We start from the raw sequence: 15,066 nt of genomic DNA, 5'->3' as shown, positions 1-15,066 counted from the left end.
GGGTGGTGGACTTCAAGAACACGGTCATCATCATGACCACCAACCTCGGCACCCGCGACATCTCCAAGGGCATCGGGGTCGGGTTCGCCAAGTCCAACGACACCGAGTCCAACTACGAGCGGATGAAGGCGAAGGTGCAGGAGGAGCTCAAGCAGCACTTCCGGCCCGAGTTCCTCAACCGTGTCGACGACATCGTGGTCTTCCACCAGCTCACGCCGGCCGAGATCATCAAGATCGTGGATCTGATGCTCGCCCAGGTCGACGCCAGGCTGAAGGACCGCGACATGGGGCTCGAGGTCTCGCCCGAGGCCAAGCAGCTGCTGGCCGACCGGGGTTACGACCCCGTCATGGGCGCCCGGCCGCTGCGCCGGACCATCCAGCGCGAACTGGAGGACTCGCTGTCGGAGAAGATCCTCTACGGCGAGCTCCGGCCCGGGCAGGTCGTGAAGGTGACGATCGAGGGTGAGGGCGACAACGCCAAGTTCCTCTTCAAGGGCGAGACGTCCTCGAAGATCCCGGACTCGGCTGCCGCGATCGCCGCTCCGATCCAGAACTGACCACGTTCTGACGGAAGCCCCCGTGTGAGGAAACTCACGCGGGGGCTTTTCGCATGTCTGTACAGGGTTTCGCGTGGCCGGCGCACATCGGATTCGGATGCCCGCCACTGCCTCTAAGGGACTGGCCATCGTCCCGTCCTCCCATCCAGATCTGTCCGCCGTCGTCGCCACTGGCGTCCACGAGGCGGCCGTACCGCTCATCGGCGCCGATGCCGGTGGTCTGCTGGCGTTGGCGCGGGAACCCGTGAAAGTGCCGCTGCTGCGATGTGCGGGCCAGTGGAGTCGGGTGGGGCGAGAGAGCCGGGGTCAAGGGTAGGGGCCCTGGTGCGAACCTTTTTCGCCGGGAGCTGTCACAGCGGGACGGGCTGTCCTGTCCTAGCTGCGTACGACGAAAATTACGGAGGTTCCCATGACTCAGCGGATCAACGTCGCCAAGCACGTTCCCGAGATCTACCGCCATTTCTTCTCGGTCGAGAAGCTGCTGCACGACAGCGGATTGCCCACCGCCACCCTTGAGCTGGTCAAGCTGCGGGCCAGCCAGATCAACGGCTGCGCCTACTGCGTGGACATGCACAGCCGGGACATGAAGAAGGCCGGCGAGAGCGACGAGCGGCTCTGGATGGTGGCGGCCTGGCGCGAGGCCACGGTGTTCACGCCGGAGGAGCGGGCCGCGCTGGCGCTGACGGAGGAGGCCACCAGGCTGGCCGACCGCGAGGCGGTGCCGGACGCGGTGTGGCAGCAGGCGGCCGAGTACTACAGCGACGAGCAGCTCGCGGTGCTCGTGGTGGCCATCGCCATGATCAACACCTGGAACCGGATCAACGTGACCGCGCGGGTCGAGCCGGGCGCGTGAGCGTGCCCGCTCGGTAGTGATGCCTTGAGCGGGCCTGCCAGGCGCGTCCAGGCGTTCCGGGTCATGGTCGGCCGTCGGCCGTGGCGGGGAGGGGAGTCACGGTCGGCCGCCGGCGGTGGCGGGGAGGGGCGCGGCGGGTCTGAGATCGTCCCTGGGGGCCTAAGGGGACGTGTCCGGGCAAATCCCTCCCCCTATGTCCGATGTTCGCCGCACGAGGCGATGGGAGGCACGTACGACGTCTTGGCGATCCTCACTTCCGGGATTTGGAGAAGTGAGAAGGTTGCCGTCGTTGCGTAATTGTTGGGCGGGCGGGTATGCCGCCACCGCGAGTAGTACTACACTGCGTAGAGCTTCACCAAGTCTCATCCAAGTGAGCCACAAGATCGTGTTCCTAAGTTGAGGGCTGCTCCCCGGGGAGTAGTGAGAAATCAACTCAGGGCGGACGCGCGAGACATCAGCAAGCAGGCATGCTCGCAGGGTTCGCACGTCCGATGCGGGCGACGGGAACACACACAAGCAAGCCGTGGAGGAAACCGATGCGCCTGCGTCACGATGACGGAACGCTCGTTCACCTCGCCTACAACGCAGGCGTCCACCCCGCTGAGGACCTGGAGAACCTCATCGCGCACCTGACCCGGTACGCGGTCCCGGTGCGCAAGCGGCTGGGTGTGGAGCGGATGGGCATCGGGCTGTGGCTGTCCCCGAGCGTCGCCGACCACCTCACGGCCGACCGGATCGAGCTCGTACGGCTGCGCCGCTCCCTGGAGGAGCGCGGGCTGGAGGTCGTCAGCCTCAACGGCACCGGCGGTCGCAACCAGGAGGTCCCGGGGCCCGACTGGGCCAAGCCGGAGCGCTACCGCTACACGATGGCACTGGCCAAGATCCTGGCGTTCCTGCTGCCCGAGGACGTACGGTTCGGCAGCATCTCCACGATCCCGATCGGCTGGCGCCGCGACTGGCCCGCCGACCTGCACTCCATCGCCACCCGTCGCCTCGAGCGGCTGGCCCGCGAGCTGCGCGGCATCTACAGCACGACCGGCAAGACGATCAGGGTCGGGTTCGAGCCGTGGCCGGGGTGCGTGCTGGAGACCACCGAGCAGGCGCTCGAGCGGGTGGGCGGCATCGACTCCGAGCACCTGGGCGTGTGCCTGGACGCCTGCCACCTCGCCTGCGGGGACGAGGAGCCCGGCGCGGCGCTGAAGGGGCTGGCCAAGGCCGGGGCGCCCGTGGTCAAGCTGGGCCATGTGCACAACCACACCGGCGAGACGCCGAACACGGGCGCCGTGCTGCACGACACGCTCACGGCGATGTTGTCGGGCGCGGTGAGCGGCAGCGCGCACATCGAGGTGGAGACGCACAACCTGACCGTCCCCGGGCGGGCCAAGGGGCCGGGGGCGCTGGTGTCGCTGCTGGCCGAGGAGCTGGCCTGGGCGCGTACGAGCCTGACCAGCCTGGGCCTGCAGCTGGCCGCCTAGGACGACCGCCGGGAGTTTGCCGGCGGCCCTCCAGAACCAGCCGCCGGGAGTTTGCCGACGGCCCTCCAGAACCAGCCGCCAGGAGATTGCCGGCGGCCCTTTAGGGCCGGCCGCCAGGGAATGTCGGTCGTTCAGGACACGTCGTCCAGGGCCGGTCGTCTAGAGGTTGCCGAACCACCCAGGCGTGTCCAGGCGCCAGGGGTTGCCCGGGGTCATCCTGCGCAGATCGGACTCCAGCGCGCTCAGGCGGTCCTCGCCGAGCTCGCCGGCCCAGCGGGCGCGCAGCTCGTCGAAGATGCGGGCCGAGCGGTTGAGCGCGTCCATCCCGTACGGGGTCAGGCGGACGATCTTGCGTCTGCTGTCGTGGGGGTCCGAGGTGCGTTCGACGTAGCCGACGCGTTCCAGGGTGTCGATGGTCTTGCCCGCGGCCTGTTTGGAGACGCCCAGCGTACGGCCCAGCTCGACGGCCGTAGTGCCGCCGGAGCCGATCGCCTGCATGACGAATCCGTGCATGGGCCGGATGTCCGGATGGCCCTGGCGGGCGAGCTCGACGTGCAGCTCGTCGATCAGCGTCCGGAACGCGAGCAGCAGGCGTAGCGGGAGTTCGAAGCCGTATGTTGACACGATAGACAACCTGGTTAACTATATGGACAACGTGGTTGCCTATCTTAGGGGGTAAAGCGGCGTGTCCGTCATACGTGATGCCGAGGCGCGGCGGTCGGAGACTCCTGGCGGGGTCATGACGACCTTCGCCTCGCCGACGCAGGGAGGGGCCTCCAGGGCCCTGTGGAAGGTCGATGCCCGGCCCGGCGCCGAGGGGCCGGTGCACGACTTCGACAGCGAGCAGGTGTGGAGCTGGGTCGCCGGGGCGGCGACCGTCGAGCTGGGCGGGGAGACGTACGCCGTCGCCGCCGGGGACACCGTCGTCATGCCGGCCCGTACGGTCCGGCGCGTCCTGGCCGATCCCGGCACCGGGTACACCGCCATCGTCACGGCCGCGTCCGGTGCCCGCGCGCTCGCCCCGGACGGTGCCGATTACGGCGTTCCGCCGTGGATCGCGTGAGAGTAAGGAGAGATTGATGTCCGTTGTTCTCGCGGGTGAGTCCCGCAAGGTCGAGACGCCCAACGGGGTCATGACCACCCTCGCCTCCCCGACGCAGGGACGGGCGGGGCAGGCCGTCTGGCGGGTGGACGCCAGGCCGGGCATGGTGGGGCCGGTGCACGTGTTCGATGCCGAGCTGGTGTGGACGTGGCTCGACGGGGGTGCCGTTGTGGAGCTGGGCGGCGAGCGGTACGAGGTGGGCGCCGGCGACACGATGGTGCTCCCGGCGGATGTGAGCCGGCAGATGTTCGCCGATGCCGAGCGCGGGTTCGTGTCGGTGGTGGTCGCCCCGGCGGGGGCTCAGGTGTACAACCCCGGCGGGGTCTCGGAGCCGGACGCGTGCGACCTGGCCCCGAAGGACGCCGAGCGCCTCGTACCGCCCTGGGCGCGATGAGCTCCCCCGCCCGGCGACGACCGGCCGCGCACGGGGGTCGGTAGTTGGGGCGGCGGCCCGCCTGGTGCCCAGGGAGCCGGTGGGGGCGGCGGCCCGCTTGGCGCGCAGAGAGCTGGTGGGGCCGGCGGCCCGCATGGTGCCCAGGGGACCGGCAGGGGACCACGGCCCGCCCGGTGCCGGTGAACCCGGTAGGAGCGGCGACCTGGTTGGGGCCGGCGGGCGGTCGAGGAGGTGGCCTGCCCGGGGCGGTGAGGTGGTGGGAACGGTGGCCTGCCGGGTGCGGGGAGCCTGGGAGGAGGGGCCGGTCTGCCGGGTGCGGGGGAGCCCGGGAGCAAGGGCGGCCCGGTGGGTGCAGGGGGCTTGTCAGGCGTGGGGGAGGCGGTAGGTGCCGTCTTCCAGGGCCTCGGCCAGGCCGTCGGCGACCAGGCCGTCCAGGGCGCGCTCGCGCTGCACCGCGTCGTCCCACACCGCGTCCAGCGCGGCCTTGGGCACCGGGCCGTGGGCCGAGCGCAGCACCTCCAGCAGGCGGCCCCGGCACTGGCGGTCGGTGCCCGCGTACGTCTGGCCCTTGCGCGCGGGGCCGGCGTGCGGGGGCTTGCCCGCCAGGCGCCAGGCGCACAGGTGGGTGATCGGGCAGTCGGCGCAGCGCGGGGCGCGGGCCGTGCAGACCAGGGCGCCCAGCTCCATCACCGCCACTCCCCAGCGGGCGGCGCCCAGCTCGGGCAGCAGGCTCTCCGCCAGCCGCCGCTCGGCCGCCGAGGTGGCGGTGGGCGGGTATTCCTCCGCGCGGACCGCCCTGGCGAAGACGCGCCGGACGTTGGTGTCCAGCACGGCGTGCCGGCCACCATAGGCGAAGCTGGCGACGGCGGCCGCGGTGTATTCGCCGATGCCGGGCAGCGCCAGCAGGGTCGCGTGGTCGGACGGCACCTCGCCGCCGTGCTCCTCGGTGATCGCCCGGGCGCAGGCGTGCAGGCGCAGCGCGCGGCGGGGGTAGCCGAGGCGGCCCCAGTGGCGTACGGCCTCGCCGGGTTGCTCGGCGGCCAGCGCCTTGGGGGTGGGCCAGCGTTCCATCCACTCGTGCCAGATGGGCAGGACGCGTACGACCGGGGTCTGCTGGAGCATGATCTCGCTGACCAGCACGCCCCACGGGGTCGCGTCGGTCGCCCGCCACGGGAGGTCCCGGGCGTTGTCGTCGTACCAGTCCAGAACGGGCGCGTGCAGGAGGTTCGGCTCAACCACGCGGTCAAGGGTATTGCGAGATGGCCAAGCTCGGCGTGTCGTCACTCTGCGTCGTCGGCCGCTCACCATCCTTGGTGTATGGATCCGGATACGATGCGTGGCGACGGCGGTGACATCTACTGGCGGCGCCGGATGAGCGTGCTGGTGGCGGTGCTCGTCGTGGTGGCCGTTGTGGCGTGGGCGTGCTCCAGCGGAGGCAGCGGCCCCGAACGCTCGTCCAGCGCTCAGTCCTCACCCAGCGCGAGCGTGAGCGCGGGCACGAGTGCCACCCCTGCCGTCGATCCGCTGCTGGCGGGCCTCCGTACGCTCGCCATGGGCACGGCCAGCCCGTCCCCGACCCCCACGACCCCGAAGGCGACGCCCACGCAGCGTCCGAAGCGGGCCGGGGAGCCGTGCGCCGAGGAGGACCTGGTGCTGAGCCTCCAGGGCGGCAAGGAGCAGATCTACCCGGGTGACTCCCGGCCCGGCTTCCTGGTCACGCTGGTGAACACGGGGTCGGTGATGTGCACGGCCGACGTGGGCCCGCGCGCCATGGAGGTCCGCATCACCTCGGGCGCGGACCGCATCTGGTCCACCGCCGACTGCGTGAGCGGCGAGGGCGCGGAGGTCAAGGAGCTGCAGCGGGGGGTGCCGTACGTGCGGTCGCTGGAGTGGGACCGGCGGCGCTCCAGCTCCGACTGCCGCGCCACACCGGCGGCGGCCCTGCCGGGGACGTACGTGGCCATGGTCCGCATGGGCAAGCTGCGCAGCGCCAAGGGCGTCTTCCACCTCCGGTAGCCCGGCTTTCCGCACGTCCCGCCCGATCGCGGACCCGGTCAGGCCCGCTTTCTCGGCGCGCGTGATAGGCGCCTTTCCTGCGGGGCGCGCGTCGGTCAGGCACGAGGCGTACGGCGGTCGCCGCTCTCCGGCGCAGCGCGGGGACCCGGCCGGCTCAGACGTAGCGTTCGAGGATGGAGGACTCGGCGAGGCGGGACAGGCCCTCGCGGACGCTGCGCGCCCGGGACTCCCCGACGCCCCCGACCGCCTGCAGGTCGTCGATGCTGGCCGCCAGGAGCTTCTGCAGGCCGCCGAAGTGGTTGACCAGCCGGTCCACCACCGTGGCGGGCAGGCGGGGCACCTTGGCCAGGAGACGGAAGCCACGGGGGCTGACCGGGCTTTCGAGCTGGTCGGATCCGTTGTGGCCCAGAACGCGGGACACCGCCGAGAGGTCCAGGAGTTCGCTGCCCGACAGCTTGTCGAGGTCGTGCAAAGCCTCCAGGAGGCGTCGCTGGCGGCGGCCGGCGGGTGCCGGGAGGTAGTCGCGGATGACCAGCTCGCGCTCGGAGTCGACGCCGGCCACCAGCTCGTCGAGCTGCAGGGACAGGAGGCGGCCGTCGGTGCCGAGCTCGACGACGTAGCCCTTGATCTCGTCGGAGATGCGGCGGACCATCTCCAGCCGCTGCGCCACGGCCGACACGTCACGGACGGTGACCAGGTCTTCGATCTCCAAGGCCGACAGGGTGCCGGAGACCTCGTCGAGGCGGTGTTTGTAGCGCTCTAGGGTGGCCAGGGCCTGGTTGGCCTTGGACAGGATGGCCGCCGACTCCTCCAGGACGTAGCGGATGCCGTCGAGGTAGAGGGCGATGATGCGCATCGACTTGCTGATGGCGATGATCGGCAGGCCCGTCTGCCTGGCCACGCGCTGGGCGGTGCGGTGGCGGGTGCCGGACTCGTCGGTGGGGATGGAGGGGTCGGGCACGAGGTGCACGGCGGCCCGCACGATCTTCTGGTCGCCGCTCACTACGATGGCGCCGTCCATCTTGGCCAGCTCGCGGAGCCTGGTGGCCGAGAACTCGACGTCGAGCTCGAAGCCGCCGCTGCAGACCTCTTCGACGACCCTGTTGTAGCCGAGCACGATCAGCCCGCCGGTCTGCCCGCGCAGGATGCGTTCCAGGCCGTCGCGCAGAGGTGTGCCCGGCGCTACAGCGGCCAGGGCTTCGCGACGGCGGTCGTCCGAGCTCCTATCCACCTGACCCCCGTGTCGATCGGTCACCTCAGCTTAGCCGCGCTATGTGACGTGTGTGAGAGCGTCCCAGACGTTCTCCGCCTGGACCACCTCGAACCCGGGCGCGAACGCCACCGGCCCCACGGGCACCAGAGCGCGCTGGGTGCCGCGTCTGCGGGTGTCTTCCTCGAGGGAGCCGGCGGGCACGAGGGCACGCTTGAAACCGAGTCGCGCCGCTTCGGTCAGCCGCCTGCGGACGTCCTTGACCGGGCGCAGCTCGCCGGCCAGGCCCACCTCGCCCAGCGCCACCAGGCCGGCCGGCAGCGGCTTGTCGCCGGCGGCGCTGGCGACGGCGAGCATGAGCGCGAGGTCCACGGCCGGGTCGGCCAGCTTGATGCCGCCGACCGTCGCGGTGAACACGTCGCAGCCCCCGAGGCGGGCGTTGAGCCGGCGCTCCAGGACCGCGAGGATCATCTGCACGCGGTAGGTGTCGAGGCCGGAGGACGAGCGCCTGGGCTGCTGCGCCTCGGTGCGGGCGACGAGGGCCTGGACCTCGGCGGGCAGCGGCCGGGTGCCCTCGACCGTGACGGTGACGCAGGTGCCGGGCACCGGCTCGCTGCGCCGGGAGACGAACAGCCCGCTCGGGTCGGTGATGCCCTCGATGCCCCGCTCGTGCAGGTCGAAGCAGCCGATCTCGTCGGTGGGGCCGAACCGGTTTTTGATCGCTCGCACCATGCGGAGCCTGGAGTGGCGGTCGCCCTCGAAGCTGAGCACCACGTCCACCAGGTGCTCCAGCGTGCGGGGGCCGGCGATGGAGCCCTCCTTGGTGACATGGCCCACCAGGACGGTGGCCATGTTGCGCTCCTTCGCCAGGCGCACCAGGTTGGCCGCGACCTCGCGCACCTGCGTCACGCCGCCCGGCACGCCGGTGGCCTGCGCGGAGCCGACCGTCTGGACCGAGTCGACCACGAGCAGCTGGGGCTGGACCTTCTCCACGTGGGTCACCAGGGCCGACAGCTCGGTCTCGGCGGCGAGGTAGAGCTGGTCCTGGATCGCGCCGATGCGGTCGGCCCGCAGGCGCACCTGGGCCGCCGACTCCTCGCCCGTCACGTAGAGGACCGTCGTGCGCTCGGCGATGCGGGCCGCGGCTTCCAGCAGCAGCGTGGACTTGCCGATGCCCGGCTCGCCGGCCAGCAGCACCACCGCGCCCGGCACCAGGCCGCCGCCCAGCACCCGGTCGAGCTCGGCCACGCCGGTCGTGCGGGCGGTCGCCATCTCCGCCTTGACCTGGCCGATGGGCAGGGCCGGAGCGGTGGTGGCCCCCGCCTGGACGACGTTGACCCCGGTGCGGGCGCCTTCCTCGTCGACCGTGCCCCACGCCTGGCACTCTCCACACCTGCCGACCCACTTGGTGGTGCGCCAACCGCACTCTGCGCAGCGGTATCCGGGCTTCTGGGCAGTCTTGGCCATGCGGAGCAGGCTAGCGGCCGGCGCCGACAATCTTCGACAGGCGGCGGCGATCCACGACTATCCCTGGGCCAGGCCGAGCTCCGAGACCAGCATGCGCTTCGGCTTGGCGCCCACGATCTGCTTGACCGGCTCGCCGTTCTCGAACAACATCATCGTCGGAATGCCCATCACCCCGTAGCGGGCCATGATCTCGGGGTTCTCGTCGGTGTTCAGCTTGCCGATCGCCAGGCCGTACTCCGACTCGATCTGCTCCAGCACGGGCGCCACCATCCGGCACGGCCCGCACCACTCGGCCCAGAAGTCGACCAGTATCGGCTTGTCGCTCTTGAGCACCTGCTCCTCGAAGTTGTCCGTGGTCAACGTGATCATCTTCATCCCCTAACAAAGCATCCTGGGCACGACTGGGCGAGCTGGGCGGCCACCTCGGCGCGACGGGCGAGCAGCACGCGGATCTCCCGGTCGATGTCGCTGAGCTTGCGCTCGTAGACCTCGACCGACTCCGCGCACGACCCTCCGGTGCTGTGCCCCTGGCGCAGGCAGTCCACGAACGGCCGCGTCTCCTCCAGCGTGAAACCGATCTGGAGCAGGGCCCGGATCTCGGACACCAGCCTGACGTCGTCCTCGCTGTAGTGGCGGTAGCCGTTGGACCCGCGGCGGGCGTTGAGCAGCCCGTGCTGCTCGTAGTAGCGGAGCGAGCGGGTGCTCACTCCGGTCCGTTCCGCCAGCTCACCGATGCGCATGCCACCACGGTAAACGTTGACACCGGCGTCAGGGTCAAGCCTCAGAAGTAGCGCCAGCGCAGAACGTTCGGGTAGGGCAGCTCCAGGCCCGGCGTCTCGGCGATGGCCTGCTCGGCCACCTCGGGCGCGAACTCGATACGCAGCACCGCCTCCAGGTCCGCCCGCCGCTGGAAGGCCATCCGCAGGTCGAGCGGCCGGCGCTGCCAGCCGTGCAGATCCCAGAACGCCTCGACCTCGCGCGCGGAGTAGGTCGGCACGGTGTGCGAGAACCAGCGCCCGAACGACGCCCGCGTGGCGTCGAGGTCCACGACGAAGGCCGCCCCGCCGCGGCGTACGACCCGGGACAGCTCGCGCAGCCCCGGCTCGCAGCCGGGACCGAAGAAGTACGCCCAGCGCGCGATGGCCACGTCCACCCCGGCGTCCGGCAGCGGCAGGTCCTGGGCCGCGGCGGCGTGCACGGTCACGTTGGCCAGGCCGGCGCAGCGGCGGCGGGCCAGCGTGGCCAGGTCCCCGTGCGGCTCCACGCCGATCACCCGCGCCGCCTGGGCGGCCAGGACCGGCAGGTGGTAGCCGGTGCCGCAGCCGATGTCGAGCACGGTGGCGCCGTCCCAGGGACGCAGGGCGCGCATCGCCGCGTCGGCCGCCCCCTCGGGATCGACGGCACGGTTCTCCAGCTCGTAGACCTGGGGCGTGTTCCAGATGTTCGGACTGGGAATCGCACCTTTCGCTATCCGTGGCATGCCACAACAGTAGATGGAGCGGTAACCCGGAACGCGCCTCACCACAGGGGCTCGCGCGCCAGATCGGCTTCCCCGGCTTAGGCTGGCAGCGTGGCTGATGTCATCCGCGTGCCCAATGCGAAGATCGCATTGTCCACCGCTTCGGTATATCCGGAACGCACTCCTGACGCGTTCGAGCTGGCCGCCCGCCTGGGTTACGACGGCGTTGAGATCATGGTCGGCGCCGACCCGGTGAGCCAGGACATCGACGTGATCGAGCGGCTTTCCGCGCACTACGAGATACCCGTCCTGGCCATTCACGCGCCATGCCTGCTGGTCACGCAGCGGGTCTGGGGGCGTGACCCGTGGGCGAAGCTGGTCAAGGCGCAGAAGGCGGCCGAACGCCTGGGCGCCTCGACGGTCGTCGTCCACCCGCCGTTCCGCTGGCAGCGCGACTACGCCCGCGACTTCGAGACCGGGCTGGCCAGGATGCGGGACGAGACCGATGTCACGTTCGCGGTGGAGAACATGTTCCCGCTGCGGGCCAGGGGCAACGACGTCGTGCCCTACTCGCCCGACTGGAACCCGATCGACTACGACTTCCCGCAGGTGACGCTGGACCTCTCGCACACCGCCGTGTCGGGCTCCGACGCCATGGAGATGGCCGTCAAGCTCGGTGACAGGCTCGCGCACCTGCACCTGGCCGACGGCATCGGCGTGACGAACAAGGACGAGCACCTGGTCCCCGGCAGGGGCAACCAGCCGTGCGCGCAGATGCTGGAGCGACTGGCCAACAACGGCTACTCCGGGCTGGTGGTCCTCGAGATCAACACCCGTAAGGCGACCAGCCGCACCGAGCGGATCGACGACCTGGCGGAGGGGCTGGCCTTCGCCCGGCTGCACCTGGCGGCATCCACATGAACACAGGTCCCATCAAAGATCTGGGCAGGTCGTTCGATCGCGTGGCGGACGCCTACGACGCCGGCCGGCCCCACTACCCCGACGAGCTCTACCGGGCGCTGACCGAGGTGTCCGGCGTCGAGCTGGACGGCGCCACCACGGTCGACATCGGCGCGGGCACCGGCATCATGACGCGCGCGCTCAGGGCCCGCGGCGCGCGGGTCATCGGGGTGGACCCGGGCGAGCCGATGTTGCGGCGCCTGGTGTCCAGGACCGGCGCCGAGGAGGGCGCCCCGGCCGCGGCCGTGCTGGCGGACGGCAACGTGCTGCCGCTGGCCGACGGGGTGGCCGACCTGGTGACCTACGCCCAGTCGTGGCACTGGCTGGACCCGGTGGCCTCGATCGCCGAGGCCAGGCGGGTGCTGCGGCCGGAGGGCGCGATCGCGGGCTGCTGGAACCTCAACCACGCCGCGCAGGCCGAGTGGCTGGCCGCCTACGAGGCGCGCCTGGCGGAGGAGGTTCCCAGCTACTGGGGGCCCGCGGTGGAGGAGTGGTCGGTGCCGCCCATCGCCTCGGCCTTCGAGGTGATCGCCGAGCGCTGGATCCCGTGGACCAGGCTGGTCGGCATCGAGGACTTCCTGCTGGACCTGCGCTCCCACTCCTACATGGCGGCGCTGTCGCAGGAGCGCGCCGACGAGCTGGTCGAGCGGCAGCGGGTGGAGCTGCGCAAGGCGTTCCCCGAGGGGTTGCTGTCCGTGCCGATGCGGGTCTACCTGGCGGTGGGCCGGTGACGGTGAAGCGGCGTCCCGGGCGCAGGCCCGGGTCGGCCGACACGCGGGGGGAGATCCTCACCGCGGCGCGGAGGGTCTTCGCCGAGAAGGGGTTCGACAAGGCCACCGTGCGCGGCATCGCCAGGGAGGCGCAGGTCGACCCCGCCCTCGTCCACCACTATTTCGACACCAAGGCCGGTATGTTCGCGGCGGCCATGGCCCTGCCGATCACGCCGCAGGACGTCCTCCCGGTGCTGCTGGAGGGACCGCGCGAGGAGATCGGGGAGCGGCTCGTACGCATGATCCTGCGCGTCACCGCCTCCGAGGAGACCAGGGAGCCGCTGCTGGCCCTGATCCGCTCGGCCGTGACCCACGACCAGGCGGTCGCGATGTTCCGGGAGTTCATCACGAACGCCCTGCTCTTCCAGGTGGCCGACCGGCTGCGGGTGCCGCACCTGAGGGTCGAGGCCGCCTTCGCGCAGATGCTGGGCGTCATCATGGCCCGCTACGTCATCAAGCTGGAACCGCTGGCCAGCGCCGGTCACGACGAGCTGGTCGAGCTGCTCGCGCCGACCATCCAGAGGTACTTCACCGCCTAGAGCATTGTTCTGGATATGTCGGTGACCTTAGGGTATGTCACGTAGACCGGTAAAGTTACTCGTGGGTAGGATCTGGTCGTATGCCTGCGCAGCGGGTGACCGTACGCTGACAGCCAACGTCGTCTGTGGGAGGACCCCGTGCTCTGGGTAGCCATCATCGGGCTCGTCATGACCGTCCTGGCGGTGGCAATGGCCGGCCGCAGGGCGCTGTTCCTGTACAGGCTCGCGACCGTGGGACCGCCCGCGCCTGAGCGCATCGAATATGCCAGGACACATGTGGGCGACGAGCTCAAGGCTCAGCTCGTCGAGGTGTTCGGGCAGAAGAAGCTGCTCAAGTGGACGCCGTCGGGCACCGCGCACTTCTTCGTCATGTGGGCGTTCTTCATCCTGCTGACCGTCTACGTGGAGGCGTACGGCGCGATCATCCAGGGGGCGATCACCGGCAGGCCCGACTTCCACATCCCGCTCATCGGGACCTGGGGCGTGCTCGGCTTCCTGCAGGACTTCATCGCCGTCGCGTGTCTGCTCGGCCTGGTCGCCTTCGCGATCATCCGGGTCAAGAACTCGCCCAAGACGCTCGGCCGCGACTCCCGCTTCTCCGGCTCGCACCTGGGTGGCGCGTGGCTCGTCCTGTTCATGATCTTCAACATCATCTGGACGCTCTTCCTCGCCCGCGGCGCGGCCGCCGCCAACGGCAACTTCCCCTACTCCTCGGGCGCCTTCGTGTCGCTCGCGCTCGGTGACGTGCTGCCGCAGAGCGGGCTGCTGGAGGAGATCGCGCTGCTCCTGCACATCGGCTTCATGCTGGTGTTCCTGGTCATCGTGGTGAACTCCAAGCACCTGCACATCTTCACCGCCCCGCTCAACGTGCTCTTCTCGCGCCGCCCCGACGGCCTGGGCGGCGCGCCGGAGATGCGTGTGGACGGCAAGCCGGTCGACTTCGAGGACGAGGACCTCGACCCGGAGCGGCTCGGGCGCGGCAAGATCGGCGACACCACGTGGAAGGGCTTCCTCGACTTCTACTCCTGTACGGAGTGCGGTCGTTGCCAGTCGCAGTGCCCGGCGTGGAACACCGACAAGCCGCTGTCGCCGAAGATGCTCATCCTCGACCAGCGTGACCACGCCTTCAAGGTGGCGCCGTACCTGATGGCGGCCGCGGGCGGTGTCGAGCACAAGGACACCGACGTGCTGGCGCTGCTGGAGAAGCCGCTGGTCGGCGAGGACGGCGTGATCCACCCCGACGTGCTGTGGTCCTGCACCAACTGCGGCGCCTGCGTCGAGCAGTGCCCGGTGGACATCGAGCACATCGACCACATCCTCGACATGCGCCGCTACCAGGTGATGGTGGAGTCGTCGTTCCCGTCCGAGGCGGGGGTGATGGTGAAGAACCTGGAGAACAAGGGCAACCCGTGGGGCATGTCCGAGATGAAGCGGGCCGACTGGATCGAGGAGCTCGACTTCGAGGTCGAGGTCGTCGAGGAGAAGATGCCCGAGGACGCCGAATACCTGTTCTGGGTGGGCTGCGCGGGCGCGCTGGAGGACCGGGCCAAGAAGACCACCAAGGCCGTCGCGGAGCTGCTGCACATCGCGGGCGTGAAGTTCGCCGTGCTCGGCCCGATGGAGGCGTGCACCGGTGACCCGGCCCGGCGGCTGGGCATGGAATACCTGTTCAACATGCTCGCCCAGCAGAACATCGAGACGCTCAACGACGCGGGCGTGAAGAAGATCGTCGCCACCTGCCCCCACTGCTTCAACACCCTCGCCAACGAATATCCGCAGCTCGGCGGCACGTACGAGGTCGTCCACCACACCCAGCTGCTGTCCAAGCTGGTCGACGAGGGCCTGCTCACCCCGGTCACGCCGATCGAGGAGAAGATCACCTACCACGACCCGTGCTTCCTGGGCCGCCACAACAAGGTCTACTCCCAGCCCCGCGACATCATGTCGAAGGTGCCCGGCGTGCAGACCCAGGAGATGCACCGCCACAAGGACCGCGGCTTCTGCTGCGGCGCCGGCGGCGCGCGCATGTGGATGGAGGAGCGCATCGGCAAGCGCATCAACACCGAGCGCGTGGACGAGGCGCTGACCACGAATCCCGACACCGTCTCCACCGCCTGCCCGTTCTGCATGGTGATGCTCGGTGACGCCATCAACGAGAAGAAGAACAACGGCGAGGCCAAGGAGTCGCTCGAAGTCGTGGATGTGGCCCAGCTGTTGATCAAGTCGGTCAAGGGAGCTTCCTGACCACGAGATGTCGGACTCCT

The 15,066-nt window shown here is 70.2% G+C and carries 17 protein-coding genes; 10 read left to right on the top strand and 7 right to left on the bottom strand.

Annotated features, from left to right (window positions below):
* The 3 genes from AB0J69_RS08435 to AB0J69_RS08425 all read left to right on the top strand — a co-directional run.
* Window positions 1–557: AAA family ATPase (locus AB0J69_RS08435; protein ID WP_364114297.1), on the top strand; the 557-nt coding region annotated here is incomplete at its 5' end.
* A 409-nt stretch (window positions 558–966) separates the two neighbouring features.
* Window positions 967–1,410: a carboxymuconolactone decarboxylase family protein gene (locus AB0J69_RS08430; RefSeq protein ID WP_364114295.1), complete on the top strand. Its 444-nt coding sequence runs from the start codon at window positions 967–969 to the stop codon at window positions 1,408–1,410.
* Window positions 1,411–1,946: 536 nt separating this feature from the next.
* Window positions 1,947–2,885 carry a TIM barrel protein gene (locus tag AB0J69_RS08425; protein WP_364114293.1) on the top strand — a complete coding sequence of 313 codons (939 nt, stop codon included), beginning with the start codon at window positions 1,947–1,949 and terminating at the stop codon, window positions 2,883–2,885.
* A gap of 159 nt (window positions 2,886–3,044) precedes the next feature.
* On the opposite strand, the gene AB0J69_RS08420 is transcribed toward AB0J69_RS08425, so the two are convergent.
* Window positions 3,045–3,509, bottom strand: a complete 465-nt coding sequence (locus AB0J69_RS08420) for a MarR family winged helix-turn-helix transcriptional regulator (RefSeq protein ID WP_364114291.1) — start codon at window positions 3,507–3,509, stop codon at window positions 3,045–3,047.
* 61 nt (window positions 3,510–3,570) lie between these two features.
* Between AB0J69_RS08420 and AB0J69_RS08415 the strand changes: the two genes are divergently transcribed.
* Both AB0J69_RS08415 and AB0J69_RS08410 read left to right on the top strand, forming a co-directional pair.
* Window positions 3,571–3,948: a cupin domain-containing protein gene (locus AB0J69_RS08415; RefSeq protein ID WP_364114289.1), complete on the top strand. Its 378-nt coding sequence runs from the start codon at window positions 3,571–3,573 to the stop codon at window positions 3,946–3,948.
* Between the two features lie 16 nt (window positions 3,949–3,964).
* The gene (locus tag AB0J69_RS08410; RefSeq protein WP_364114287.1) at window positions 3,965–4,381 is read left to right on the top strand and encodes a cupin; all 417 of its coding nucleotides are present in this window, start codon (window positions 3,965–3,967) and stop codon (window positions 4,379–4,381) included.
* A gap of 363 nt (window positions 4,382–4,744) precedes the next feature.
* Here AB0J69_RS08410 and AB0J69_RS08405 read toward each other — a convergent pair whose 3' ends face one another.
* Window positions 4,745–5,620, bottom strand: coding sequence for an A/G-specific adenine glycosylase (locus tag AB0J69_RS08405; RefSeq protein WP_364114285.1), 876 nt, complete (start codon window positions 5,618–5,620; stop codon window positions 4,745–4,747).
* Window positions 5,621–5,698: 78 nt separating this feature from the next.
* Between AB0J69_RS08405 and AB0J69_RS08400 the strand changes: the two genes are divergently transcribed.
* The gene (locus tag AB0J69_RS08400; protein WP_364114283.1) at window positions 5,699–6,397 is read left to right on the top strand and encodes a hypothetical protein; all 699 of its coding nucleotides are present in this window, start codon (window positions 5,699–5,701) and stop codon (window positions 6,395–6,397) included.
* A 154-nt stretch (window positions 6,398–6,551) separates the two neighbouring features.
* On the opposite strand, the gene disA is transcribed toward AB0J69_RS08400, so the two are convergent.
* Genes disA through AB0J69_RS08375 form a run of 5 tightly spaced genes read right to left on the bottom strand, consistent with a single transcriptional unit; the run spans window position 6,552 to window position 10,554 of the window.
* Window positions 6,552–7,628 carry a DNA integrity scanning diadenylate cyclase DisA gene (gene disA / locus AB0J69_RS08395; RefSeq protein WP_364114281.1) on the bottom strand — a complete coding sequence of 359 codons (1,077 nt, stop codon included), beginning with the start codon at window positions 7,626–7,628 and terminating at the stop codon, window positions 6,552–6,554.
* A gap of 39 nt (window positions 7,629–7,667) precedes the next feature.
* Complete coding sequence (radA, locus tag AB0J69_RS08390) at window positions 7,668–9,074, bottom strand: DNA repair protein RadA (protein WP_364114279.1); 1,407 nt, start codon at window positions 9,072–9,074, stop codon at window positions 7,668–7,670.
* A gap of 57 nt (window positions 9,075–9,131) precedes the next feature.
* A complete protein-coding gene (gene trxA / locus AB0J69_RS08385) occupies window positions 9,132–9,443 on the bottom strand; it encodes a thioredoxin (protein ID WP_364114277.1) in 312 nt (103 codons plus the stop codon).
* Window positions 9,444–9,445: 2 nt separating this feature from the next.
* Window positions 9,446–9,814: a MerR family transcriptional regulator gene (locus tag AB0J69_RS08380; RefSeq protein ID WP_364114275.1), complete on the bottom strand. Its 369-nt coding sequence runs from the start codon at window positions 9,812–9,814 to the stop codon at window positions 9,446–9,448.
* Window positions 9,815–9,855: 41 nt separating this feature from the next.
* Window positions 9,856–10,554, bottom strand: a complete 699-nt coding sequence (locus tag AB0J69_RS08375) for a class I SAM-dependent methyltransferase (protein WP_364114273.1) — start codon at window positions 10,552–10,554, stop codon at window positions 9,856–9,858.
* A 90-nt stretch (window positions 10,555–10,644) separates the two neighbouring features.
* Between AB0J69_RS08375 and AB0J69_RS08370 the strand changes: the two genes are divergently transcribed.
* The 4 genes from AB0J69_RS08370 to AB0J69_RS08355 all read left to right on the top strand — a co-directional run bounded on the left by AB0J69_RS08370 (window position 10,645) and on the right by AB0J69_RS08355 (window position 15,046).
* Window positions 10,645–11,454 carry a sugar phosphate isomerase/epimerase gene (locus AB0J69_RS08370; protein ID WP_364114271.1) on the top strand — a complete coding sequence of 270 codons (810 nt, stop codon included), beginning with the start codon at window positions 10,645–10,647 and terminating at the stop codon, window positions 11,452–11,454.
* Window positions 11,451–12,224 (top strand): class I SAM-dependent methyltransferase, encoded by a 774-nt coding sequence (locus AB0J69_RS08365; protein WP_364114269.1) that lies wholly within the window; start codon window positions 11,451–11,453, stop codon window positions 12,222–12,224. The genes AB0J69_RS08370 and AB0J69_RS08365 overlap by 4 nt, the downstream gene beginning before the upstream one ends.
* Window positions 12,221–12,802 (top strand): TetR family transcriptional regulator, encoded by a 582-nt coding sequence (locus tag AB0J69_RS08360; RefSeq protein WP_364114267.1) that lies wholly within the window; start codon window positions 12,221–12,223, stop codon window positions 12,800–12,802. Before AB0J69_RS08365 ends, AB0J69_RS08360 begins: the two co-directional genes overlap by 4 nt.
* A 138-nt stretch (window positions 12,803–12,940) precedes the next feature.
* Window positions 12,941–15,046 carry a (Fe-S)-binding protein gene (locus AB0J69_RS08355; protein WP_364114265.1) on the top strand — a complete coding sequence of 702 codons (2,106 nt, stop codon included), beginning with the start codon at window positions 12,941–12,943 and terminating at the stop codon, window positions 15,044–15,046.
* Window positions 15,047–15,066: the final 20 nt, after the last annotated feature.

This window comes from Nonomuraea sp. NPDC049709 (assembly GCF_040674815.1).
Taxonomy (GTDB): domain Bacteria; phylum Actinomycetota; class Actinomycetes; order Streptosporangiales; family Streptosporangiaceae; genus Nonomuraea.
This window is presented reverse-complemented; position numbering and strand designations above follow the sequence as displayed.